This window comes from Bacillus sp. m3-13 (assembly GCF_000175075.1).
Taxonomy (GTDB): Bacteria; Bacillota; Bacilli; order Bacillales; family Bacillaceae_I; genus Sutcliffiella_A; species Sutcliffiella_A horikoshii_C.
Genome location: NZ_ACPC01000022.1, coordinates 131,177 through 150,259 on the forward strand (window position 1 = coordinate 131,177; position 19,083 = coordinate 150,259).

At 41.6% G+C, this 19,083-nt stretch carries 17 protein-coding genes; 13 read left to right on the forward strand and 4 right to left on the reverse strand.

Annotated elements, in window-relative coordinates; translation table 11 throughout:
• Nucleotide 1 precedes the first annotated feature (1 nt).
• The 3 genes from M313_RS0116215 to M313_RS0116230 form a co-directional block, all read right to left on the reverse strand.
• Entirely contained in the window at nt 2-1,087 is a 1,086-nt protein-coding gene (locus tag M313_RS0116215; RefSeq protein ID WP_010197713.1) for an ABC transporter permease, read from the reverse strand.
• Nucleotides 1,084-2,607, reverse strand: a complete 1,524-nt coding sequence (locus M313_RS0116220; RefSeq protein WP_010197720.1) for an ABC transporter ATP-binding protein — start codon at nt 2,605-2,607, stop codon at nt 1,084-1,086. Before M313_RS0116220 ends, M313_RS0116215 begins: the two co-directional genes overlap by 4 nt.
• Nucleotides 2,608-2,975: 368 nt before the next feature.
• Nucleotides 2,976-4,082, reverse strand: coding sequence for a BMP family lipoprotein (locus tag M313_RS0116230; RefSeq protein WP_010197724.1), 1,107 nt, complete (start codon nt 4,080-4,082; stop codon nt 2,976-2,978).
• 391 nt (nt 4,083-4,473) lie between these two features.
• Between M313_RS0116230 and rluF the strand changes: the two genes are divergently transcribed.
• From rluF to M313_RS0116280, 9 genes are all read left to right on the forward strand, one after another.
• On the forward strand, nt 4,474-5,181 hold the full coding sequence (rluF, locus tag M313_RS0116235) for a 23S rRNA pseudouridine(2604) synthase RluF (RefSeq protein WP_010197726.1): 708 nt from the start codon (nt 4,474-4,476) through the stop codon (nt 5,179-5,181).
• Between the two features lie 148 nt (nt 5,182-5,329).
• The gene (locus M313_RS0116240) at nt 5,330-6,442 is read left to right on the forward strand and encodes an ABC transporter ATP-binding protein (RefSeq protein WP_010197728.1); all 1,113 of its coding nucleotides are present in this window, start codon (nt 5,330-5,332) and stop codon (nt 6,440-6,442) included.
• Nucleotides 6,432-7,235 carry an ABC transporter permease gene (locus M313_RS0116245; protein ID WP_010197730.1) on the forward strand — a complete coding sequence of 268 codons (804 nt, stop codon included), beginning with the start codon at nt 6,432-6,434 and terminating at the stop codon, nt 7,233-7,235. Before M313_RS0116240 ends, M313_RS0116245 begins: the two co-directional genes overlap by 11 nt.
• A gap of 1 nt (nt 7,236) precedes the next feature.
• Nucleotides 7,237-8,043 carry an ABC transporter permease gene (locus M313_RS0116250; RefSeq protein ID WP_010197732.1) on the forward strand — a complete coding sequence of 269 codons (807 nt, stop codon included), beginning with the start codon at nt 7,237-7,239 and terminating at the stop codon, nt 8,041-8,043.
• A complete protein-coding gene (locus M313_RS0116255) occupies nt 8,040-9,113 on the forward strand; it encodes an ABC transporter substrate-binding protein (RefSeq protein WP_010197734.1) in 1,074 nt (357 codons plus the stop codon). The genes M313_RS0116250 and M313_RS0116255 overlap by 4 nt, the downstream gene beginning before the upstream one ends.
• 130 nt (nt 9,114-9,243) lie before the next feature.
• A complete protein-coding gene (locus M313_RS0116265) occupies nt 9,244-9,939 on the forward strand; it encodes a response regulator transcription factor (RefSeq protein WP_010197736.1) in 696 nt (231 codons plus the stop codon).
• Nucleotides 9,932-10,936, forward strand: a complete 1,005-nt coding sequence (locus tag M313_RS0116270) for a sensor histidine kinase (RefSeq protein WP_010197738.1) — start codon at nt 9,932-9,934, stop codon at nt 10,934-10,936. Before M313_RS0116265 ends, M313_RS0116270 begins: the two co-directional genes overlap by 8 nt.
• Nucleotides 10,937-11,031: 95 nt before the next feature.
• Entirely contained in the window at nt 11,032-11,793 is a 762-nt protein-coding gene (locus M313_RS0116275) for an ABC transporter ATP-binding protein (RefSeq protein ID WP_010197740.1), read from the forward strand.
• Nucleotides 11,783-13,729: an ABC transporter permease gene (locus M313_RS0116280; RefSeq protein ID WP_010197741.1), complete on the forward strand. Its 1,947-nt coding sequence runs from the start codon at nt 11,783-11,785 to the stop codon at nt 13,727-13,729. Before M313_RS0116275 ends, M313_RS0116280 begins: the two co-directional genes overlap by 11 nt.
• A 31-nt stretch (nt 13,730-13,760) precedes the next feature.
• Here the strand turns inward: M313_RS0116280 and M313_RS0116285 are convergent, their stop codons facing one another.
• Nucleotides 13,761-14,588 carry a glycosyltransferase family 2 protein gene (locus M313_RS0116285; protein WP_010197743.1) on the reverse strand — a complete coding sequence of 276 codons (828 nt, stop codon included), beginning with the start codon at nt 14,586-14,588 and terminating at the stop codon, nt 13,761-13,763.
• A gap of 269 nt (nt 14,589-14,857) precedes the next feature.
• Here M313_RS0116285 and M313_RS0116290 point away from each other — a divergent pair, with 269 nt between their 5' ends.
• The 4 genes from M313_RS0116290 (at nt 14,858) to M313_RS0116305 (ending at nt 18,876) form a co-directional block, all read left to right on the forward strand.
• The gene (locus M313_RS0116290) at nt 14,858-15,703 is read left to right on the forward strand and encodes an ABC transporter ATP-binding protein (protein ID WP_010197745.1); all 846 of its coding nucleotides are present in this window, start codon (nt 14,858-14,860) and stop codon (nt 15,701-15,703) included.
• On the forward strand, nt 15,654-16,607 hold the full coding sequence (locus tag M313_RS0116295; protein WP_010197747.1) for an iron-hydroxamate ABC transporter substrate-binding protein: 954 nt from the start codon (nt 15,654-15,656) through the stop codon (nt 16,605-16,607). The genes M313_RS0116290 and M313_RS0116295 overlap by 50 nt, the downstream gene beginning before the upstream one ends.
• A gap of 254 nt (nt 16,608-16,861) precedes the next feature.
• On the forward strand, nt 16,862-17,875 hold the full coding sequence (locus tag M313_RS0116300; protein ID WP_010197748.1) for a FecCD family ABC transporter permease: 1,014 nt from the start codon (nt 16,862-16,864) through the stop codon (nt 17,873-17,875).
• Nucleotides 17,872-18,876 carry a FecCD family ABC transporter permease gene (locus tag M313_RS0116305; protein WP_010197750.1) on the forward strand — a complete coding sequence of 335 codons (1,005 nt, stop codon included), beginning with the start codon at nt 17,872-17,874 and terminating at the stop codon, nt 18,874-18,876. Before M313_RS0116300 ends, M313_RS0116305 begins: the two co-directional genes overlap by 4 nt.
• Nucleotides 18,877-19,083: the final 207 nt, after the last annotated feature.

Consider the following 19,083-nt stretch of genomic DNA (forward strand, 5'->3'; position numbering starts at 1 on the left):
CTTATACCTCCTCCTTCTTTTGAGCATTGTTTTGAGTTGCTACCGGTTGTCTATTTTTCTTCTTATTAATAAAGAAGCGAATCATTCGATCAATTAAAATACTTGTAGCAGCAAAATAGATGATGATTGCAATGATAGAATCTGCTATTTCTGGTGGAATCTCTGTCATCGCGTTCATAAACCCGCGACCGGAATAGAGAAGACCGAAGAAAATAGCCGCCAACAATACCCCGATACCCGTGTTTGCACCTAAAAGTGCCACGGCAATTCCATCAAACCCTTGCGTAGGTAAAATACCGATTTGAATGCTTGTCGCATTTCCGGCATAGAATGCCACTCCCCCAAGACCAGCCAAACCACCGGCAATAACCATGGAAGTAACGATACTTCTGTTTACCGCAATACCTGCATATTCCGCTGAATCACGGTTAAAGCCAACCGCCTTCAACTCATAACCAAGCGTGGTTTTATTGATGATAAAGGAGAAGATGATCACTGCAATTGTAGCAATAAATAATCCAAGGTTAATATAAGACCCATCAAACATGTCTGTTAAAATTGGCGTGCGTAAAGATGCGGATTCTGGTAGTTTTTTAGATTCTGTTTCCAGAAACTCTCCCTTAAAGTAAGTAGGAACCGCATAATATACCGTCCAGTAGGCAATCCAGTTCATCATAATTGTAGATACTACTTCATGAACGTTGAACTTTGCCTTTAAAAGTCCAGGGATAAAAGCCCAAAGTGCTCCTCCGATAAATCCTGCCACGACCATCATTACTAATAGTACAGGTTTGGAAAAATCAAAAGTCAGTCCGACCGCAACAGCACAAAAACCACCAAAGAGCATTTGTCCTGCCGCTCCGATATTAAACAGGCCGGTACGGAAAGCAAATGCTACCGATAGACCCGTGAAAATAAGCGGTGTCGCTGTTGCAAGCGTATTTCCGATTCTCGAAAGGTTCTTTAATCCGCCTTCAAATAAATATTTATATCCTTCCACAGGATTATTTCCTGTGACTGCCATCAATATCGCACCTGCAATCAAACCGAAAAGGACAGCAAGCAACGAGATTATGCCATTTCTCATTCTTCTTCCCCCTTCATCACGCCAGCCATCATCAGACCAAGTTCGTTCTCGTTAGTTTCCTTTGCATTCACGATTCCAACTAGTTGGCCATTATTCACAACAGCGATGCGATCTGAAACATTCAATACCTCATCTAGTTCCAAGGACACAAGCAAAACAGCTTTCCCTTTGTCTCGTTGTTCCACAAGTCTTTTATGGATGTATTCGATCGAACCAACATCAAGTCCACGCGTCGGCTGAACAGCAATAAGCAGAGTCGGATCTAATTCGATCTCCCGTCCGATTACAGCCTTTTGCTGGTTACCGCCTGAAAGGGACCTGGCAATGGACTTCCCGCCTTCACCAGAACGTACATCAAAGTTTTTAATGATATTATCTGCATGTTTTTTAATCGCAGCAAAATTAAGCACGCCACGTTTGGAGTAGGGCTCTTTATGGTACAATTCTAAAACCATATTTTCTTCAATTGTATAATCTAAAACAAGTCCATGCTTGTGACGGTCTTCCGGAATATGAGCGATCCCGCTTGCGATTCTAGAACGAACCGGCATTTTGGTGATGTCTTTTCCTTCAAAAAGAATGGTTCCGGAGTCCGCTTGTTTCAAGCCAGTAATGCTTTCTACTATTTCTGCCTGACCATTCCCGTCTACCCCTGCTATTCCAAGGATTTCGCCTTTTTTCAGTTCTAAAGACAGGTTTTTAAGGGCTATCACATCTTTGCCCTTCTTTACCGAAACATTGTCCATTTTTAATACAACGTCGCTTGGATTCGCTTCTGTTTTGTCGACTTTAAAGTTGACTTCACGTCCGACCATCATTTCAGCCATTTGTTCTTTGGACGTTTCCGCCACATTTACCGTGCCAATTGTCTTTCCTCTTCTGATAACCGTACACCTGTCCGCCATCGCCTTAATTTCTTTCAGTTTGTGCGTGATAATAATAATGGATTTACCTTCTGCGATAAGGTTCTTCATAATCTTACCCAGTTCCTCAATTTCCTGAGGAGTAAGAACCGCGGTAGGCTCGTCCAAAATAAGTACGTCAGCCTGACGATAAAGCATCTTCAGAATTTCAACACGCTGTTGCATGCCAACGGAAATGTCTTCAATTTTGGCATGTGGATCCACATTCAAGCCATATTTTTTAGACAAATCTTCTATTCTTTTGCTGGCTGTTTTCTTATCAAGCACATACATTTTATGCAATTCGGAACCAAGCATAATGTTCTCTGTTACCGTAAAATTACTGACCAGCTTGAAGTGTTGGTGGACCATCCCGATACCGAGTTTTGTCGCGACATTAGGGTTGGCAATTTTCATTTCCTTGCCATTTATTTTTATAGATCCTCTATCCGGTTGATACATACCGAACAAAATAGCCATCAGCGTTGATTTCCCGGCACCATTTTCTCCAAGAAGGGCATGAATTTCCCCTTGCTTCAGACGAAGTGTAATATCATCATTGGCAACTATTCCAGTAAATTCTTTCCGGATATTGAGCATCTCCACTACATAGTCCATAGAGTGATTCTCCCTTTTTTGTTTTTGTTTTTTTCACAAAGGTTGCCGTTTATAAGTTGTCCCGTTTCTTTTCGTTTCAGCCACTTGCTTTCCTCGGGGAGGGCCGAGAGCCTCCTCGGCTTTGCCTGCGGGGTCTCTCGTTTCCCTCTATCTCCCGCAGGAGTCAAGTGGCTTCAACTCCAATCCACTAATTCCAAAAACTCTATAAACTTTAATAACTTTGCCAAAACAGTTTATTTATCCCAAGAGGACAGACAACTAACCTCTTACATTTGCATTAAAAAAGGCGGGTCACCCCGCCTTTTCTTTATCAATCTGAATCTAGCAAACGAATTTGCTCTAGATGATTACGCTAGGTAATGCACGTATTACTTGATCAAATCGCCTTGCTCAGCAGATACTTCTACTTCACCGGATTTGATTAGTTCAAAGATCTCATCAACTTTAGTAGTTGTTTCATCACTTAAGTTTGGATTTTCTTCAGGAAGTCCAATACCATCGTTTTTCGCATCAAATGTAAGAGTTTCGCCACCTGGGAACTCTCCATCGATTTCTGCTTTGATCATATCAGCTGCAGCTGTGTCGATTTTCTTCATTGCAGAAGTTAAGACTACAGATTCACCGTTATCCATTTTTCCTTCTTCGTATTGGTCAACGTCTACACCGACCATCCATACATCGTCTCCGCCTTCAACACGAGTTTTCGCTTCGTTGATTGCCCCAACGCCAACTCCACCCGCTGCTGCGAAGATTACATTTACGCCACGGTCAAACATTGCTCCAGCAATTTGCTGACCTGCAGCTACATCGTCAAATGTACCTTGGTACACAACGTTTTCTTCTTTAATGCTTACATTTGTATCTAAGTTTTCGTTAGCATACGCAATACCTTGTTGGAAGCCCCAGTTGAACTTTTGAACTGGAGGAATTTCCATACCACCGATGAATCCAGCTTCGCCTTCTTTTAACTCAAGAGCCGTAGCAACACCAGCTAAGAATCCAGCTTCGTGCTCTGCGAAGAAGATAGATACTGTATTTTCACCCACTACTGGGTTGAAATCGCCATTATGTGGAGATCCGTCGATTAGGACGAACTTTGCATCTTCATATTGACTTTGTGCTTGGAAAACCGCTGTTTCAAATTTAAATCCAGGAGTAACAATAAACTTAAATTCTGCATCATATAAGTTTGTAATTTCTTGCATGTAGTCAGCTTCTGTAGTACCAGCCGGCTTTAAGTATTTCTCTTTAATGCCGAAGTCTTCTTTTGCTTGAAGGATCCCATTCCAAGTTCCTTCGTTAAAAGATTTGTCATCAATTGTTCCAGCATCTGTAACCATTCCGACCATTAAGTCAGAACCGCTGCCATCGCCAGAAGCAGTATCAGAACTACCATTGTTGTCTGTACCGCAACCTACTAAAAAGATCATCGTGGTTAAAACAGTGACGATCGTTGCAATTAAACCCTTTTTCATGCCTTAACTCCCCCAAAATTATAAATTTATAGTAAATTGAAAACCCTTACTCTCATTACTATATTCGTAAACTTCCAATATTTCAATATATGTTTTTCAAAGATGAACATATTTTCATGAATAAAAATACCTAGATAAGAAAATTGTCGAAAATTTGCAGATAAATACTAGGTTTCTAGCATTTTCAATGGTAGAAATTACATAAAAGGGGTCTGACCCACTCCCCTTTAAAGCACTAAAGACGCATAAAACCTCCACGCATTTATCTGGTTGCCCGTCCATTTGTAAGCGGTCCTTTGTTTATTGTATGATAGGGTACATAGACAGAACCATTCCTCTCCTCTTCCTATATAAGAGTGAGTTCATTTTTCATATAAGGACGTGTACTAGAATGAGAATAAATAAATTTATTAGTGACTCAGGTGTTGCTTCAAGGCGCGGAGCCGATAAGCTGATTGAGGAAGGCAAAGTGAAGATCAATGGCAAGGTTGCCCAAATCGGCGGTCAGGTGAACCCCGGAGACGAGGTATTGGTGAACGGTCAAATCATCCGAATTGCCAGAGACAATGTCTATATCGCTTTGAATAAGCCTATTGGCATCACCAGCACCACGGAAAAGAAAGTAAAAGGAAATATCATTGACCTAGTAAATCATCCTCTGCGTCTTTCTCACATTGGGCGTCTTGATAAGGAATCAGAAGGTCTGATTTTATTAACAAACGACGGAGATATCATCAATGAAATTTTACGCCCTGAAAACAAACATGAAAAAGAATATATCGTCTCTGTTGATAAGCCGATTACTCCGGACTTTGTGAAGCAGATGTCTGAAGGTGTTAAGATACTAGGAACCAAAACGCTTCCTTGTGAAGTGGAGCAACTATCTAAGTTTGATTTTAAGATTATTTTGACGCAAGGGTTAAACCGTCAGATTCGACGCATGTGTGCGGAACTTGGGTATGAGGTATTAAGGCTGCAGCGCACTCGAATCATGAATATCGAGCTTGGTAACTTGCCGATGGGACAGTGGCGCGACCTTAGCAAAAAGGAAAAACGCCAGCTGTTTGCTGAGTTGAATTATGAGCCGAAAGAATGGTAATAAAAATGCTTGTCTCCCTGACCATAACTTGGTTGTGGGACAAGCATTTTTTATATTGTTTTTTCAGGTAATTCCTGTATAATTGTCCCGAATCATGAATTAATATTCGTCTTAAAATGATTGACTTTTGATATACAGGGAGGTTGCTATGACTAACGCCATTATTCAGTTTAAAGATGTGCGCAAGCAGTTTGATAATGATCCTGCTGTGCTTAACAATGTTAGTTTTGAGATAGAACGCGGGAAGTTTTATACCCTGCTCGGCCCATCCGGTTGCGGGAAAACGACGATCCTTCGTCTGATTGCCGGCTTTACAGAGGCAACTGCGGGGGATATTTATTTTAACGGAGAAAAAATTAATGATGTTCCTGCAAACAAACGCCAGGTGAACACGGTCTTTCAAGATTATGCTCTTTTTCCTCACTTAAATGTATTTGAAAATGTCGCTTTTGGGCTGAAAATCAAAAAGATGAAAAAGGCTGATATTGAAAAGAAAGTAACAGAAGCGCTTAGTTTCGTTAACCTTAAAGGCTTTGAATCTCGTGAAATCAGAGAGATGTCCGGCGGTCAGCGCCAGCGTGTCGCGATTGCGCGTGCGATCGTTAATGAACCGGAAGTTATTTTGCTAGATGAACCATTATCCGCACTAGACCTAAAACTGCGTACGGAAATGCAATATGAATTAAGAGAACTTCAACAGCGCCTTGGCATTACGTTTATTTTCGTTACCCATGATCAGGAAGAAGCCCTTGCGATGTCAGATGAGATCTTCGTCCTTAATGAAGGGCAAATTATTCAAAGCGGGACGCCAATAGATATTTATGATGAGCCGATCAACCGATTTGTTGCAGACTTTATCGGGGAATCCAATATAGTAGAAGGGCGAATGATCAAGGATTTCCTTGTGGAATTTGCCGGCAAGCAATTTGAATGTGTGGACAAGGGCTTGAAGGACGACGAAAAAGTGGACATTGTCATCCGACCTGAGGATTTGGCAATCACCACACCTGCAGAAGGAAAACTTCAAGTTCGAGTAGATTCTCAACTGTTCCGTGGTGTTCATTATGAAATAAGCAGCTATGACCAAGAAGGTAACGAATGGCTTGTTCATTCTACGAAGAAAGCTTCTGTCGGGGATCAAATTGGACTGTATTTTGACCCAGAAGCTATTCATGTTATGCGACTTGGAGAATCGGAAGAGGATTTTGACAGACGCTTAGAGGGCTATTCCCATACAACCGGTGCGAGCCATGGAAAATAGAGTAACGAAGAATCTTTATTTTATTCCTTATGCTCTTTGGATTGCGTTATTCGTCATAGCGCCGATATTACTGGTTCTCTATTATTCTTTTTTTAATATAGAGGGCACCTTGTCACTAGAAAATTATCAGAAGTTCTTTACTCCCGTCTATTTAAAAATGACGCTGAGTTCGTTTTGGTATGCCTTTCTGATCACGGCCATTACCCTGTTGATAGCCTATCCGACGGCATTATTGTTAACGAAAACCCGTCACAAATATTTGTGGCTGTTGTTGCTTATTGTTCCTTCTTGGATCAACCTGCTTTTAAAAGCTTATGCCTTCCTAGGTATCTTTGGTACTTATGGAATGGCCAACAGTTTTTTAGAAGTAATTGGGATCGGTTCCCAGCAGATATTATTCACAGACTTCAGTTTTGTGTTTGTTTCTGTTTATATTTTCATTCCATTTATGATCCTGCCGATATTCAACGCCTTAAATGAACTGAATCCGACACTAATTGATGCTGCAAATGACTTAGGTGCATCCCGCCTTACAACGTTTTGGAGGGTCACATTGCCGCTTACTTTAGACGGAGTAAAGGTCGGATGTCAGATTGTTTTCATCCCGGCATTATCACTGTTCATGCTAACAAGATTAATAGCCGGTAACAGGGTCATCACCCTTGGAACGGCGATAGAACAACATTTCCTTGTCACTCAAGACTGGGGAATGGGTTCGACCATTGCCGTATTTTTAATTATCATCATGTTCCTTTTCATGAAATTGACTAGCAGCAGAAAGCGAGGAATCTAACATGGGTAATAGAAAAACATCTCCATTATCGACGTTATTTCTCGTCTTGATTTTTGCGATTCTTTACCTTCCTATCTTCTTTCTCGTGTTTTACTCGTTTAATAGCGGAGGAACAATGTATGATTTTGAAAGCTTTACATTGGATTGGTATAAAGAGCTTTTTGCTGATACGCGACTACTAATTATCGTATTGAACACGCTATTGATCGCTTTACTTTCCGCCCTGATCTCCACCGTTATCGGAGTGATGGGAGCAATTGCTATTTATTCTTTTAAAAATAGGAAAACCAAAAACACCTTATTATCTTTAAATAACGTATTAATTGTCAGTCCTGATGTTATTATCGGTGCTTCCTTCCTTATTCTCTTTACGATGGCCGGAATCAAGCTTGGCATGTTCTCTGTACTGTTATCCCATATTGCCTTTTGTGTACCCATCGTTGTGTTAATGGTACTGCCAAAGCTTTTGGAAATGAGTCCAACCTTGATTGATGCGGCCCATGATTTAGGAGCTAGCCGCTGGGATGTAATGAGAAAGGTTGTGTTGCCATATATCACACCGGGAATATTTGCCGGATTTTTTATGGCGCTGACCTATTCCCTGGATGATTTCGCCGTTACATTCTTTGTGACAGGAAACGGTTTTACCACCCTTTCTGTTGAAATTTACTCTCTTGCGCGCCGGGGAATTGCATTGAACATTAACGCACTATCTACATTACTATTCCTGTTCACCATTGTTCTTGTGATTGTGTACTACTTCATCACAGTTCGTAATAAGCCTACTGGAATGGGGGTCAGACGATGAAGAAGCTTGTACAGTTTACAGTCGCGGTCGTGTTGGCTTCAGCTGTCCTTTGGTATGCCATCACTGAATTGAATTCCGCTCAAGGGTACTCTGGCGGAAATACATTGACCATTTACAACTGGGGCGACTATATCAACATGGATGTGGTCGAGCAGTTTGAAGAAGAAACCGGTGTGAAGGTCATCTATGAAACGTTTGACTCGAACGAAGCAATGAAAACAAAAATTGAACAAGGCGGAACCACCTATGATATTGCGGTTCCCTCAGAATACATGATTGATAAAATGATCCACGAAGATCTGCTGATTCCGCTGGATCATGCTAAGCTACCTAACCTTGGAAACATTGACGAGCGTTTCATGGATCTCCCCTTTGATCCGAAAAATAAATACTCTGTACCTTACTTCTGGGGAACGGTAGGAATTGTCTACAACCCTTCTATGTTAGATGGAAAAGAGATCACAAGCTGGAACGACCTTTGGGATGAGGATTTAAAAAATGAAATTCTCCTGATAGACGGTGCACGTGAAGTGATGGGAATGGCCCTAAACAGTCTGGGCTATTCCTTAAACGATACGGATCAAGAGCACCTGCTTGAGGCGAAAAGAAAGCTAGACACGCTTACTCCGAACATCAAAGCAATTGTCGGGGATGAGAACCGCATGCTGATTGAAAATGAAGAAGCTGCCATCGGACTTGTTTGGTCTGGAGTTGCTGCTGAGTTGATGTGGGAAAACGAAGACCTTGAATATGTCGTTCCCGTAGAAGGATCAAACTTGTGGTTTGATAATATGGTCATTCCGAAAACGGCCAAGAATGTCGAAGCGGCACATCAGTTTATCAACTTTATGTTAGAAGCGGAAGTAGCAGCCGAAAACACGGATTATGTGAGTTACTCTACACCAAATAAGGCCGCAATGCCTCTTTTAGATGAAGAGCTGACAGGTGACGAACGATTCTATCCGCCACCAGAGCTGACTGAGAAGCTTGAGGTGTATGAGAACCTCGGAAAAAGAAATCTAGCTTATTATAATGAGCTGTTTTTAGAGTTTAAGATGCATGGTAAATAACTTTGTTTGGATGCCACTTTCCTCCGGGGAAGTGGCATTTTTTTGAATATATCCTCTTTCCATTAGATTGCCTCTCCTTTTTCGGATACAATAAAAGGAACTATTTACAAATGGAAATGTGGTGGCTATTTTGTTCAAAATTTTTATCATAGAAGACGATAAAACCTTATTTTCAGAGATGGAGGAGCGATTGACTCAGTGGACTTATGATGTTCACGGAGTGACTGATTTCCATGAGGTACTTCAAGATTTCACAAAAATTAAGCCTGACCTTGTGATTATAGATATTCAGCTGCCAAAGTATGATGGTTTTCACTGGTGCCGGATGATCCGTAACCATTCCAAGGTTCCGATCATCTTCCTTTCATCAAGGGACCATCCGATGGATATGGTTATGTCTATGCAACTTGGTGCCGATGATTTTGTGCAAAAGCCCTTCCATTTTGATGTGCTCATCGCCAAAATACAAGCAACGCTCAGACGGGTATATCAATACAGTGCCGAGCCGATTAACTTAAAAGCGTGGGCCGGGGCAACGATTGATTTTGAAAAAAACACCGTGTCCAATCAAAAGGGAACGATTGAGTTGACGAAGAATGAACTCTTTATCCTCCGTTCACTGGTTGAAAATAAAAACAAGATTGTCAGTCGCGATGAATTGATTAATCGGTTGTGGGATGATAAACGCTTTGTAAGCGATAATACCTTAACCGTCAATGTAAATCGACTTCGCAAGCATCTGGGGCAAATAGGACTTGGTCAATATATTGAAACGAAGGTCGGCCAGGGGTATATCGCTCTTGAAGGGGATTCCATCCATGATTAAGACCTATTTGAAAGAAAAGAGAAGTTGGATCGTGTTTTTTATATCCATTCAGCTTTTACTTATCTTTATTGCCTATTTAGATGCGTCCGTCAGCTTGACTGCCATCTTTTACTTCAACTTCCTTTCTATCCTCTTGCTAATAATCTTCCTTTTTTTTCGCTATCTAAAAGAGGCAGCATTTTACAAGGAGTTAATGGAGTTAGATCCTGCAATGGACCTTTCCGAAATGATAGAAGCAAAAAGCCCTTTTGAAAAGATTGTCCAAAAATCCTTAACAGACTTCACTTATCATCAGAAGCAACAACTTTCTCGGCATACTTCGGAACTTGATCAGGAAAAGGAAGATTTGCTAGCCTGGATACATGAGGTGAAAACTCCATTGACCGCGATGAAACTGATGGTTGATAGACTTGAAGACCTTAAATTGAAAAAGCAAATAACCTTCGAGTGGCTACGGATTCACTTGCTGTTAGATCAGCAGCTTCACTCTAGAAGAATTTCATCCATGGAAAATGATCTATTCGTGGAAAAAGCAGATTTGGAAATCATTATATTTGATGAAATTAAAACACTGCAATCTTGGTGCATCCAAAAGGGGATTGGTTTTGAAGTAGATCTGAAGGAGCAATTTGTATGGAGTGACAGCAAGTGGCTTTCTTTTATCATCAGGCAATTTCTCACGAATGCGGTCAAGTATAGTGAATCAGGCGACATAGAAATAAAAAGCTTTACTGAAGACGGCATGATAAAGCTATCCATTACAGATTATGGGATGGGGATAAGCAACCGTGATTTGCCAAGGATTTTTGAAAAAGGATTCACATCCACTTCTAACCATCATAACCAGGCAGCAACAGGAATGGGCTTATATTTAGCCACACAGGCAGCAAAAGCACTTTCCATCACCATTACTGTTGAATCTGTGTTATCTAAAGGGTCTACTTTTACCCTTACCTTCTCAAAAACTAACCAGTTCACCAACGTTTGGAGCATGTGACAAAACTGTCACACGCTTCTTCATTTTGTTAGGTGAATCGAAGGAAATGGAAATATCTCAGTTTTATAATGGTGATAGAAAAGGAGAGTGAAAGCATGACCATCTTGCATGCCTCAAATATACAAAAAAGCTACGGTAATCGATTTAACAGGCAAGAAGTATTAAAAGGAATCGACATAACATTAGAAGAAGGCGAGTTCGTGAGTATCATGGGTGCTTCCGGCTCTGGGAAAACCACCCTGCTTAACGTTCTATCATCTATAGATAAAGTCTCTGAAGGTAATATTCAAATCAATAACAAAGAAATCACCACCCTTAAGGAAAAAAAGCTGGCAGAGTTCCGCAAGCACCATCTTGGATTCATCTTTCAGGAATATAATTTGCTAGACACCTTGACTGTAAAAGAGAATATCTTGTTACCACTGTCCGTCGCTAAGGTCTCCAAAAAGATAGCCGACGAGAAGTTTCAGGCAGTAGCGGACGAGCTTGGCATTTTTGATTTAAAAGACAAATATCCAAACCAAATATCCGGCGGACAAAAGCAGCGAACCTCTGCAGCGAGAGCTTTCATCCATGAGCCAAGCATCATTTTTGCAGACGAACCAACAGGTGCACTGGATTCCAAGGCTGCTTCTGACTTGTTAAATAAGCTCAGCGATCTGAACAAAAAACGCAAAGCAACCATCATTATGGTGACACACGATCCTGTCGCAGCAAGCTATTGCAGCAGAATCATTTTTATAAAAGACGGGCAGGTTTACACGCAACTGAATAGAGGGGACGAAACGCGACAGGACTTTTTCAAAGACATCATGCGCACTCAAGGTGTGCTTAGCGGGGTGCAATATGAGCACTAATCAATTGATTCTGCGAAACCTGAGAAAAAACCTTAAAAACTATCTACTGTATGTGTTTGCATTGGTGTTCACTGTTGCTCTTTATTTTTCCTTTGTCACCTTGCAATTTGACCCTTCCATGGATGCAGCGGAAGGTTCGGTAAAAGGAGCAGGCGCGATAAAAGCGGCCTCTGTATTATTGATTGCCATTGTATCTGTCTTTTTGCTCTATGCCAACACAATTTTCATAAAACGCCGCAGCAAGGAGATCGGACTTTTCCAACTTATTGGGATGACAAAAGGAAAGATTTTTCGCATCTTGACCATGGAAAATTTTATCCTTTATTTCTCTTCCACCTTACTTGGAGTTTTAGCCGGCTTTTCATTCTCTAAGCTTATTTTATTGATTTTGTTTAAAGTTACAGGTGTCGATTCTACTGCAGAGTTGCGCTTTTCACCTGAAGCACTTTATCAGACGCTACTGGTGTTTGGTTGCATCTTTATACTAATCATGGCGATGAATTATCTTTTTATTAAAAAGCAGACAATCCTTTCATTATTTCGCGTCCTTTCTTCCTCTGAAGAGATGGTTAAGAAAATCTCCGTTTGGGAGATCCTTATTGGCGTGGCCGGATTGGGACTTATCAGCTCTGGTTACTATATTTCTTCGAGAATGTTCGACGGAGATTTGACCTCTGTTAACATCCTCTTTTTGACCATGAGTTATATCCTTGGCTCAGTCATTATCGGAACGTACTTATTTTATAAAGGCTCTGTTCGATTTATCTTTCATTTAATCCGTAAGAAAAAAGGTGGCTACTTATCAATCAATGAGGTCTTGTCCCTTTCTTCCATCATGTTCCGGATGAAATCGAACGCCTTTCTATTAACGGTCATTACTACCGTTTCAGCCTTGGCAATCGGGCTACTGTCTTTAAGCTATATCTCTTATTATTCTGCGGAAAAATCTGCCGAGCGAAATGTACCTAATGATTTTTCCATCTACCATTCAGAGGATGCCGCCACGTTTAAAAAAGCACTGGAAGACGAAGAAATCTCCTATACCGTAAAGGAGATAGAAGTGTATCAAGCTAATGTGAATATGGAAGAGGTTTTGAACTCTGATACAGAAGGACTCAATGTCGATCCAGGTTCTCTCCAAACAGCTGTGATTGGAGAAAGTTCCGTGGATGGCCTTGAACTATCAGAAGGAGAGGCGTTACTTAGCGGAAACAGTAGTGCGCTTTCTTCCTTAATCACCTTTAAAGATTCAGGTAGTATTGAGCTGATAGGTAAGACGGAGCGGATTCCGCTGGATTATTTAGAATTAAGAGATGACTTCATATTATCTTCTCCCTATACATTTAGCGGATTTCCAGTAGTAGTGGTGGATGAATCTGTCATGGAAAAGCTATCAAATGACCTAGATCAAGAAATTCAGAGATCTTCTTTCCTATATACGGGAATTGATATCCCTGACGAGCAGGATTTAGACCACGCCATCACCATTTTTACAGAGCTTGACTTAGCGAGCACTGGGCCCAATGAGTCCCAACAGCTTACGGCTAACAGCATGAAAAACAGCATGGGGTTTGTGATGTTCATCGTTGGATTCCTTGGGCTCACCTTCCTCGTCACATCCGGTTGCATTCTTTACTTTAAACAGGTGGATGAAAGCGAAGAGGAACGACCAAACTATACCATTTTACGGAAGCTCGGCTTCACACAATGGGATTTACTCAGAGGGATACAAGCTAAACAGCTTTTCAATTTTGGGATACCACTTATTGTCGGCTTGCTCCACAGCTATTTTGCCGTTCAATCAGGCTGGTTCTTTTTCGGAACCGAGGTATGGACACCCATGATTATTGTCATGATTATATACACTGGGCTTTATTCGATATTCGGATTACTCTCTGTTATCTACTATAAAAGAGTGATCAAAGATGCACTTTAAGCAGGAAAGGGATTCGTCCCTTTCCTATTTTTTATGCCTCTTCCAGCCTTCCTAATCGTTGAAGCCTAGAAATAATCGGCATTCCGTTCCAAACTATCTTGCTTGCAGCCTCTCTTTTTTTCACTTCTGATTCTTCTAGCAGCAACCAGAAATTCTTCGTTGGCAGCTCTCCTAAATTATGTTTATCCGACAAGCGATCCAAGTAAAATCTCATGCTGTTTAAATCCTTGGACTGGTTGCTATTTTCTGCGGAAAAATCATAAAGTACCCCTGCCACCTCTGACCTAGCAACGGTGAACCTTTTAGATACCCTCAAGAAAAAGTCCCAATCCCAATAATTTTTCATATCCGGATCAAACATTCCGATTCGATCATGAAGGTAGCTTCTATATAGACAGCCGGATGGTACAAATGTAGAAAACCTTCGCATCGCAGCCAAATCAAGCTCATATGCGAACAGATGCCTGGTTTTTGCCTCCCGAACTCCATTCTTTTTTTCATAATGAACGATTTCCACATCTGAATAGACTAAATCAGCGTCTTTTATCTTTTCTAACATCGTTTCTATGTGAGTCGGCACAATCAAGTCGTCATCATCAATAAGCATGATAAATTCCCCTTTTGCAAAAGAAACGCCAATATTCCTTGCTTGCACATGCTTTACATTTTCCATTAAATCTATGGTGGTAAGACCTAGTTCTGGATAGTATTCTTTTAAACTATCCACGCTTTCCCCTCCATCGTTGACTACGATAACCTCGAAATCTTTCCTTGTTTGCAAAACGAGGGCCTCCATCAACTCTGAAAGCTTTGTTAATCGGTTATAGGTGGGGATCACAACAGATACGAGTGGTAACAACCTACTCAACTCCCTATTTCTATATGCGAATAAATACCCTATCTCAAAATATGACTAGTTCTTTTGACTTATTCATTATAATGATTTTTTACACAAATGACGACTAAAAACTCTTTCTTGCATTAGCGTAGGGAAGTGTAACGATTTCATTGATATTATTTCTCAATTACTTATTGACTTCCCTTATTAATAGTCTTATAGTAATAGTTGTAGCGACACTGATAATCATTATCATTATTGTAAACATAATTTAAACTGGGGGTTACATAATGGTTCGCCTATACACAAAAGACCTGAACATTGGCTATGGTGAACGCTTAATCATAAAAGACTTATCTATTGAAATACCAGACAAACAAATTACAACGATTATTGGCTCTAACGGCTGCGGAAAATCCACGCTATTAAAAGCCATCACTAGAATCATCTCCCACCAATCTGGAGCTATCCTGCTAGATGGACAAGAAATTGCCAAAGAAAACACGAAATCACTGGCAAAAAAAATGGCGATTCTGCCTCAAACGCCTGAAAGTGTAAGCGGATTAACTGTCGGCGAGCTGGTATCCTACGGCCGTTTTCCTTATCAGAAAGGCTTCGGACGATTGACCAAAAAAGATTATGAGGTCATAGACTGGGCACTTGAGGTGACAGGGACAACGGAGTTTAAATACCGCTCGGTTGACGCTCTATCGGGTGGTCAACGCCAACGCGTTTGGATTGCGATGGCCTTGGCTCAGGAAACGGAAATCATTTTCCTAGATGAACCTACCACCTACTTGGACATGGCTCACCAGTTGGAAGTGTTGGAGCTTCTGCAAAAGCTAAATAGAGAACAGGAACGCACCATTATCATGGTCCTGCACGATTTAAACCAGGCAGCCAGATTTGCCGATTACCTTATTGCTTTAAAAGATGGAAACATCATCAAATCAGGAAATTGCGAAGAAGTAATTACACCTGAAGTTTTAAGAGGAGTATTTCAAATCGACGCCCAAATTGGCCGCGATCCACGAACAAACAAGCCTATGTGCTTAACCTACAACTTACTTAAAGGAGACAACCAAGATGAAAAAATTAATGATTCCATTCGTATTCCTGCTATTGCTGGTCGTTAGTGCCTGCGGAAACACAAATAATAATGCAAGTAATAATACAAGTAATAATAATGCTGATAGTTCTAATGAAGGTAATGCTTCCTCCTCTGAAACTATCACTTATGAAGCAGAAACAGGTCCAATTGAAGTACCAGCAGATCCTCAAAGAGTTGTAGTAATAAACTCCTTTGTTGCTGGAAATGTCATGGCTCTTGGAACAAATATTGTTGGAACGGATTCTTGGGCAATGGCAAATCCGCGTTACCAAGAGTACCTTGAAAATGCCGAAGAAATCACCGATCAAGATTTAGAGAAAATTATTGAACTAGATCCAGATCTAATTATCGCTGCCTCCAATACGAACAACCTGGAGCAGTTAGGCGAAATTGCGCCAACTGTCGCATACACTTACGGGAAAGTGGACTATCTTACACAACATATTGAAATTGGTAAACTATTGAACAAAGAAGAAGAAGCTCAAAAATGGGTGGATGACTTCAAAGCACGTGCTAAAGAAGCTGGAGAAGAGATCCGTGCTAAAATCGGTGAAGATGCAACTGTATCTGTTATCGAAAACTTTGATAAAGAGCTTTACGTTTTTGGGGACAACTGGGGCCGTGGCACAGAAATCCTTTATCAAGAAATGAAGCTGAAGATGCCTGAGCGAGTAAAAGAAGAAGCTTTAGAAGCTGGATACTATACGCTTTCTTTTGAAGTATTGCCTGAGTTTGCAGGTGATTATGTTGTGTTCAGTAAGGATTCTAACGGAGATACTTCATTCCAGGAAACAGATACGTACAAGAATATTCCTGCTGTCAAGAACGGTCAGGTTTTTGAAGCGGATGCAAAAGAATTCTATTTTAACGATCCGATTTCCCTTGATTTCCAGTTGGAATTCTTTAAAGATAGCTTTTTAGGAAACTAAGACTTTGTTGGAGGGATACTTCTTTTATTAGAAGGTCCCTCTTATTCTATTGTTACCACCTTTGTTTTTGCTTGAGCCCAGTTGATCTCCGTTCCAGGCGCTTCGCTTTTCGCGGGCGGTCCGGGAGCCTCCTCACTACGTTGCGGGGTCTCCCCTGTCCCTTCCTCCCGCAGAAGTCTGCGCGCCTTTCAATGCGATCAACAATGTTTTACATATTATTAAACTTCCATTCTAATAAAGAAAAGATGAGGATTATGAAGATAGCATTGGAACGAAGCATTCCTTTTACAATTAAATTCATGGGGGCAATCATCGTCTTTGTGGCGGTGTTTTTTGCTGCGATGGTTCTAGGTGCTGCTGATACTACCATCCGGGATGTATGGCTGGCGTTAACTTCACCAGGAACGAGTGGAGATAAAATCTTGATCATTAGAGAAATACGACTACCACGTGAGGTTGCTGCGATTTTTGTTGGGGCTGGGTTATCGGTTGCTGGTGCCATTATGCAAGGAATGACAAGAAATCCTCTTGCAGACCCAGGACTTCTAGGGTTGACGGCTGGAGCGAACGCTGCACTTGCTATCACACTGGCATTCTTACCTTCTATTAACTACTACGGCGTTACCATTGCGTGTTTTATTGGGGCTGCTGTAGGGGCAATTATGGTGTTTGGTTTAGGTGCGATGAAAAAAGGCGGATTTTCACCTCTGCGGATTGTCCTTGCAGGCGCAGCAGTCTCTGCCTTTCTTTTTGCCATAGCAGAAGGAGTCGCGCTGACCTTTAAGCTCTCGCGCGATGTTTCCATGTGGACAGCAGGTGGAATTATTGGCACAACTTGGGGCCAGTTGCAATTGATTATTCCGTTAATCACGGTTGGCTTGCTTGTGGCACTTTACCTATCCAGACAACTGACCATCCTTAGTCTCAGTGAGGAAGTTGCGGTTGGGTTGGGGCAAAAGATTGCAGTGGTAAAAGGGATACTGTTTGTCGTCATTATCTTGTTAACGGGCGCTTCTGTAGCACTTGTCGGGAATATGGCGTTTATCGGCTTGATGGTTCCACATATCGTGCGTGCCATTGTGGGTACAGATTACCGCTTCATTTTGCCGATGTCCGCAATTGTAGGAGCCACCTTTATGCTTTTTGCTGATACACTGGGACGTACCATCAACGCTCCTTTTGAAACACCTGTAGCGGCAATTGTAGCGATGGTCGGCCTTCCCTTCTTCCTTGTTATTGTCCGTAAAGGAGGGAAAGCATTCTCATGATTCATCCATCTATTTTAAGAAAACAACGTATTATTGTAGCGGTTTTAGCTTTACTTATTTTGACTACCATTGTTGTTGGAATCGGAATTGGACCTGCATCTCTTTCGTTCGACCGATTAATACCTACTATTTTAGGTCAAGGAAGCTTTAAAGAGGAGTTTGTTTTATTTTCCATCAGGTTTCCACGTATTGTCATCACCATTCTTGCCGGCATGGCGCTTGCATTATCAGGTGCGATACTGCAAGGGATTACCCGTAATGATCTCGCTGACCCAGGGATTATTGGTATTAATGCTGGGGCAGGTGTGGCCATTTCTGTATTCTTCTTGTATGTTCCGATTAACGTTGGTTCGTTCGTATACATGCTACCGGCTGTTGCGTTTATTGGGGCGCTTATTACGGCCATGTTGATTTATTTGTTTTCTTATCAGAGGGTCGGCGGTCTTCAGCCTGTCCGGCTTGTATTGGTCGGAGTCGGGTTTTCGATGGCGCTTTCGGGTATGATGATTATCTTAATTTCGTCGGCTGAGCGTGTAAAAGTGGATTTTATCGCCAAATGGCTGGCCGGTGGGATTTGGGGAACGGATTGGCCATTCATACTGGCATTGTTGCCTTGGCTGCTTGTATTGGTTCCTTTTACTTTGTATAAAGCCAACCGTTTAAATCTGCTTGGCATGAGTGAGCCGGTGGCAATTGGGGTTGGGATATCGCTTGAAAAAGAGCGTGTAGTTTTGTTGCTTGTTGCAGTGGCATTGGCGGCTTCAGCGGTTTCTGTGACAGGTGGTATTGCTTTTGTTGGCTTGATGGCCCCTCATATGGCAAAGTCGCTGGTGGGCCCTAGAAACCAATTGTTCCTCCCCGTAGCGATTTTGATTGGCGGCTGGCTGTTATTGTTTGCGGACACGGTGGGGCGCAACTTGATTGATAGCGGGATTCCAGCGGGCACCATGGTCGCGTTGATTGGGGCACCTTACTTTATGTATTTATTGTTGAGGAAGTAAAAATAGGAATTTATATGGGGGTCTCTGTTACCGTATTTAGTTTTGCGGAGGGGTTTTGGGCCTTGAGACGCCCCCTCTGTTACCGTTTTTGCCTTTGCGGAGGGGTTTTGGGCCTTGAGACACCCTCTCTGTTACCTTTTTTGCTTTTGCATAGCGATTTAGTCGTTGAGATTCAAAAAGGGGTCTAACCTTAGTGTTCCACGTGAA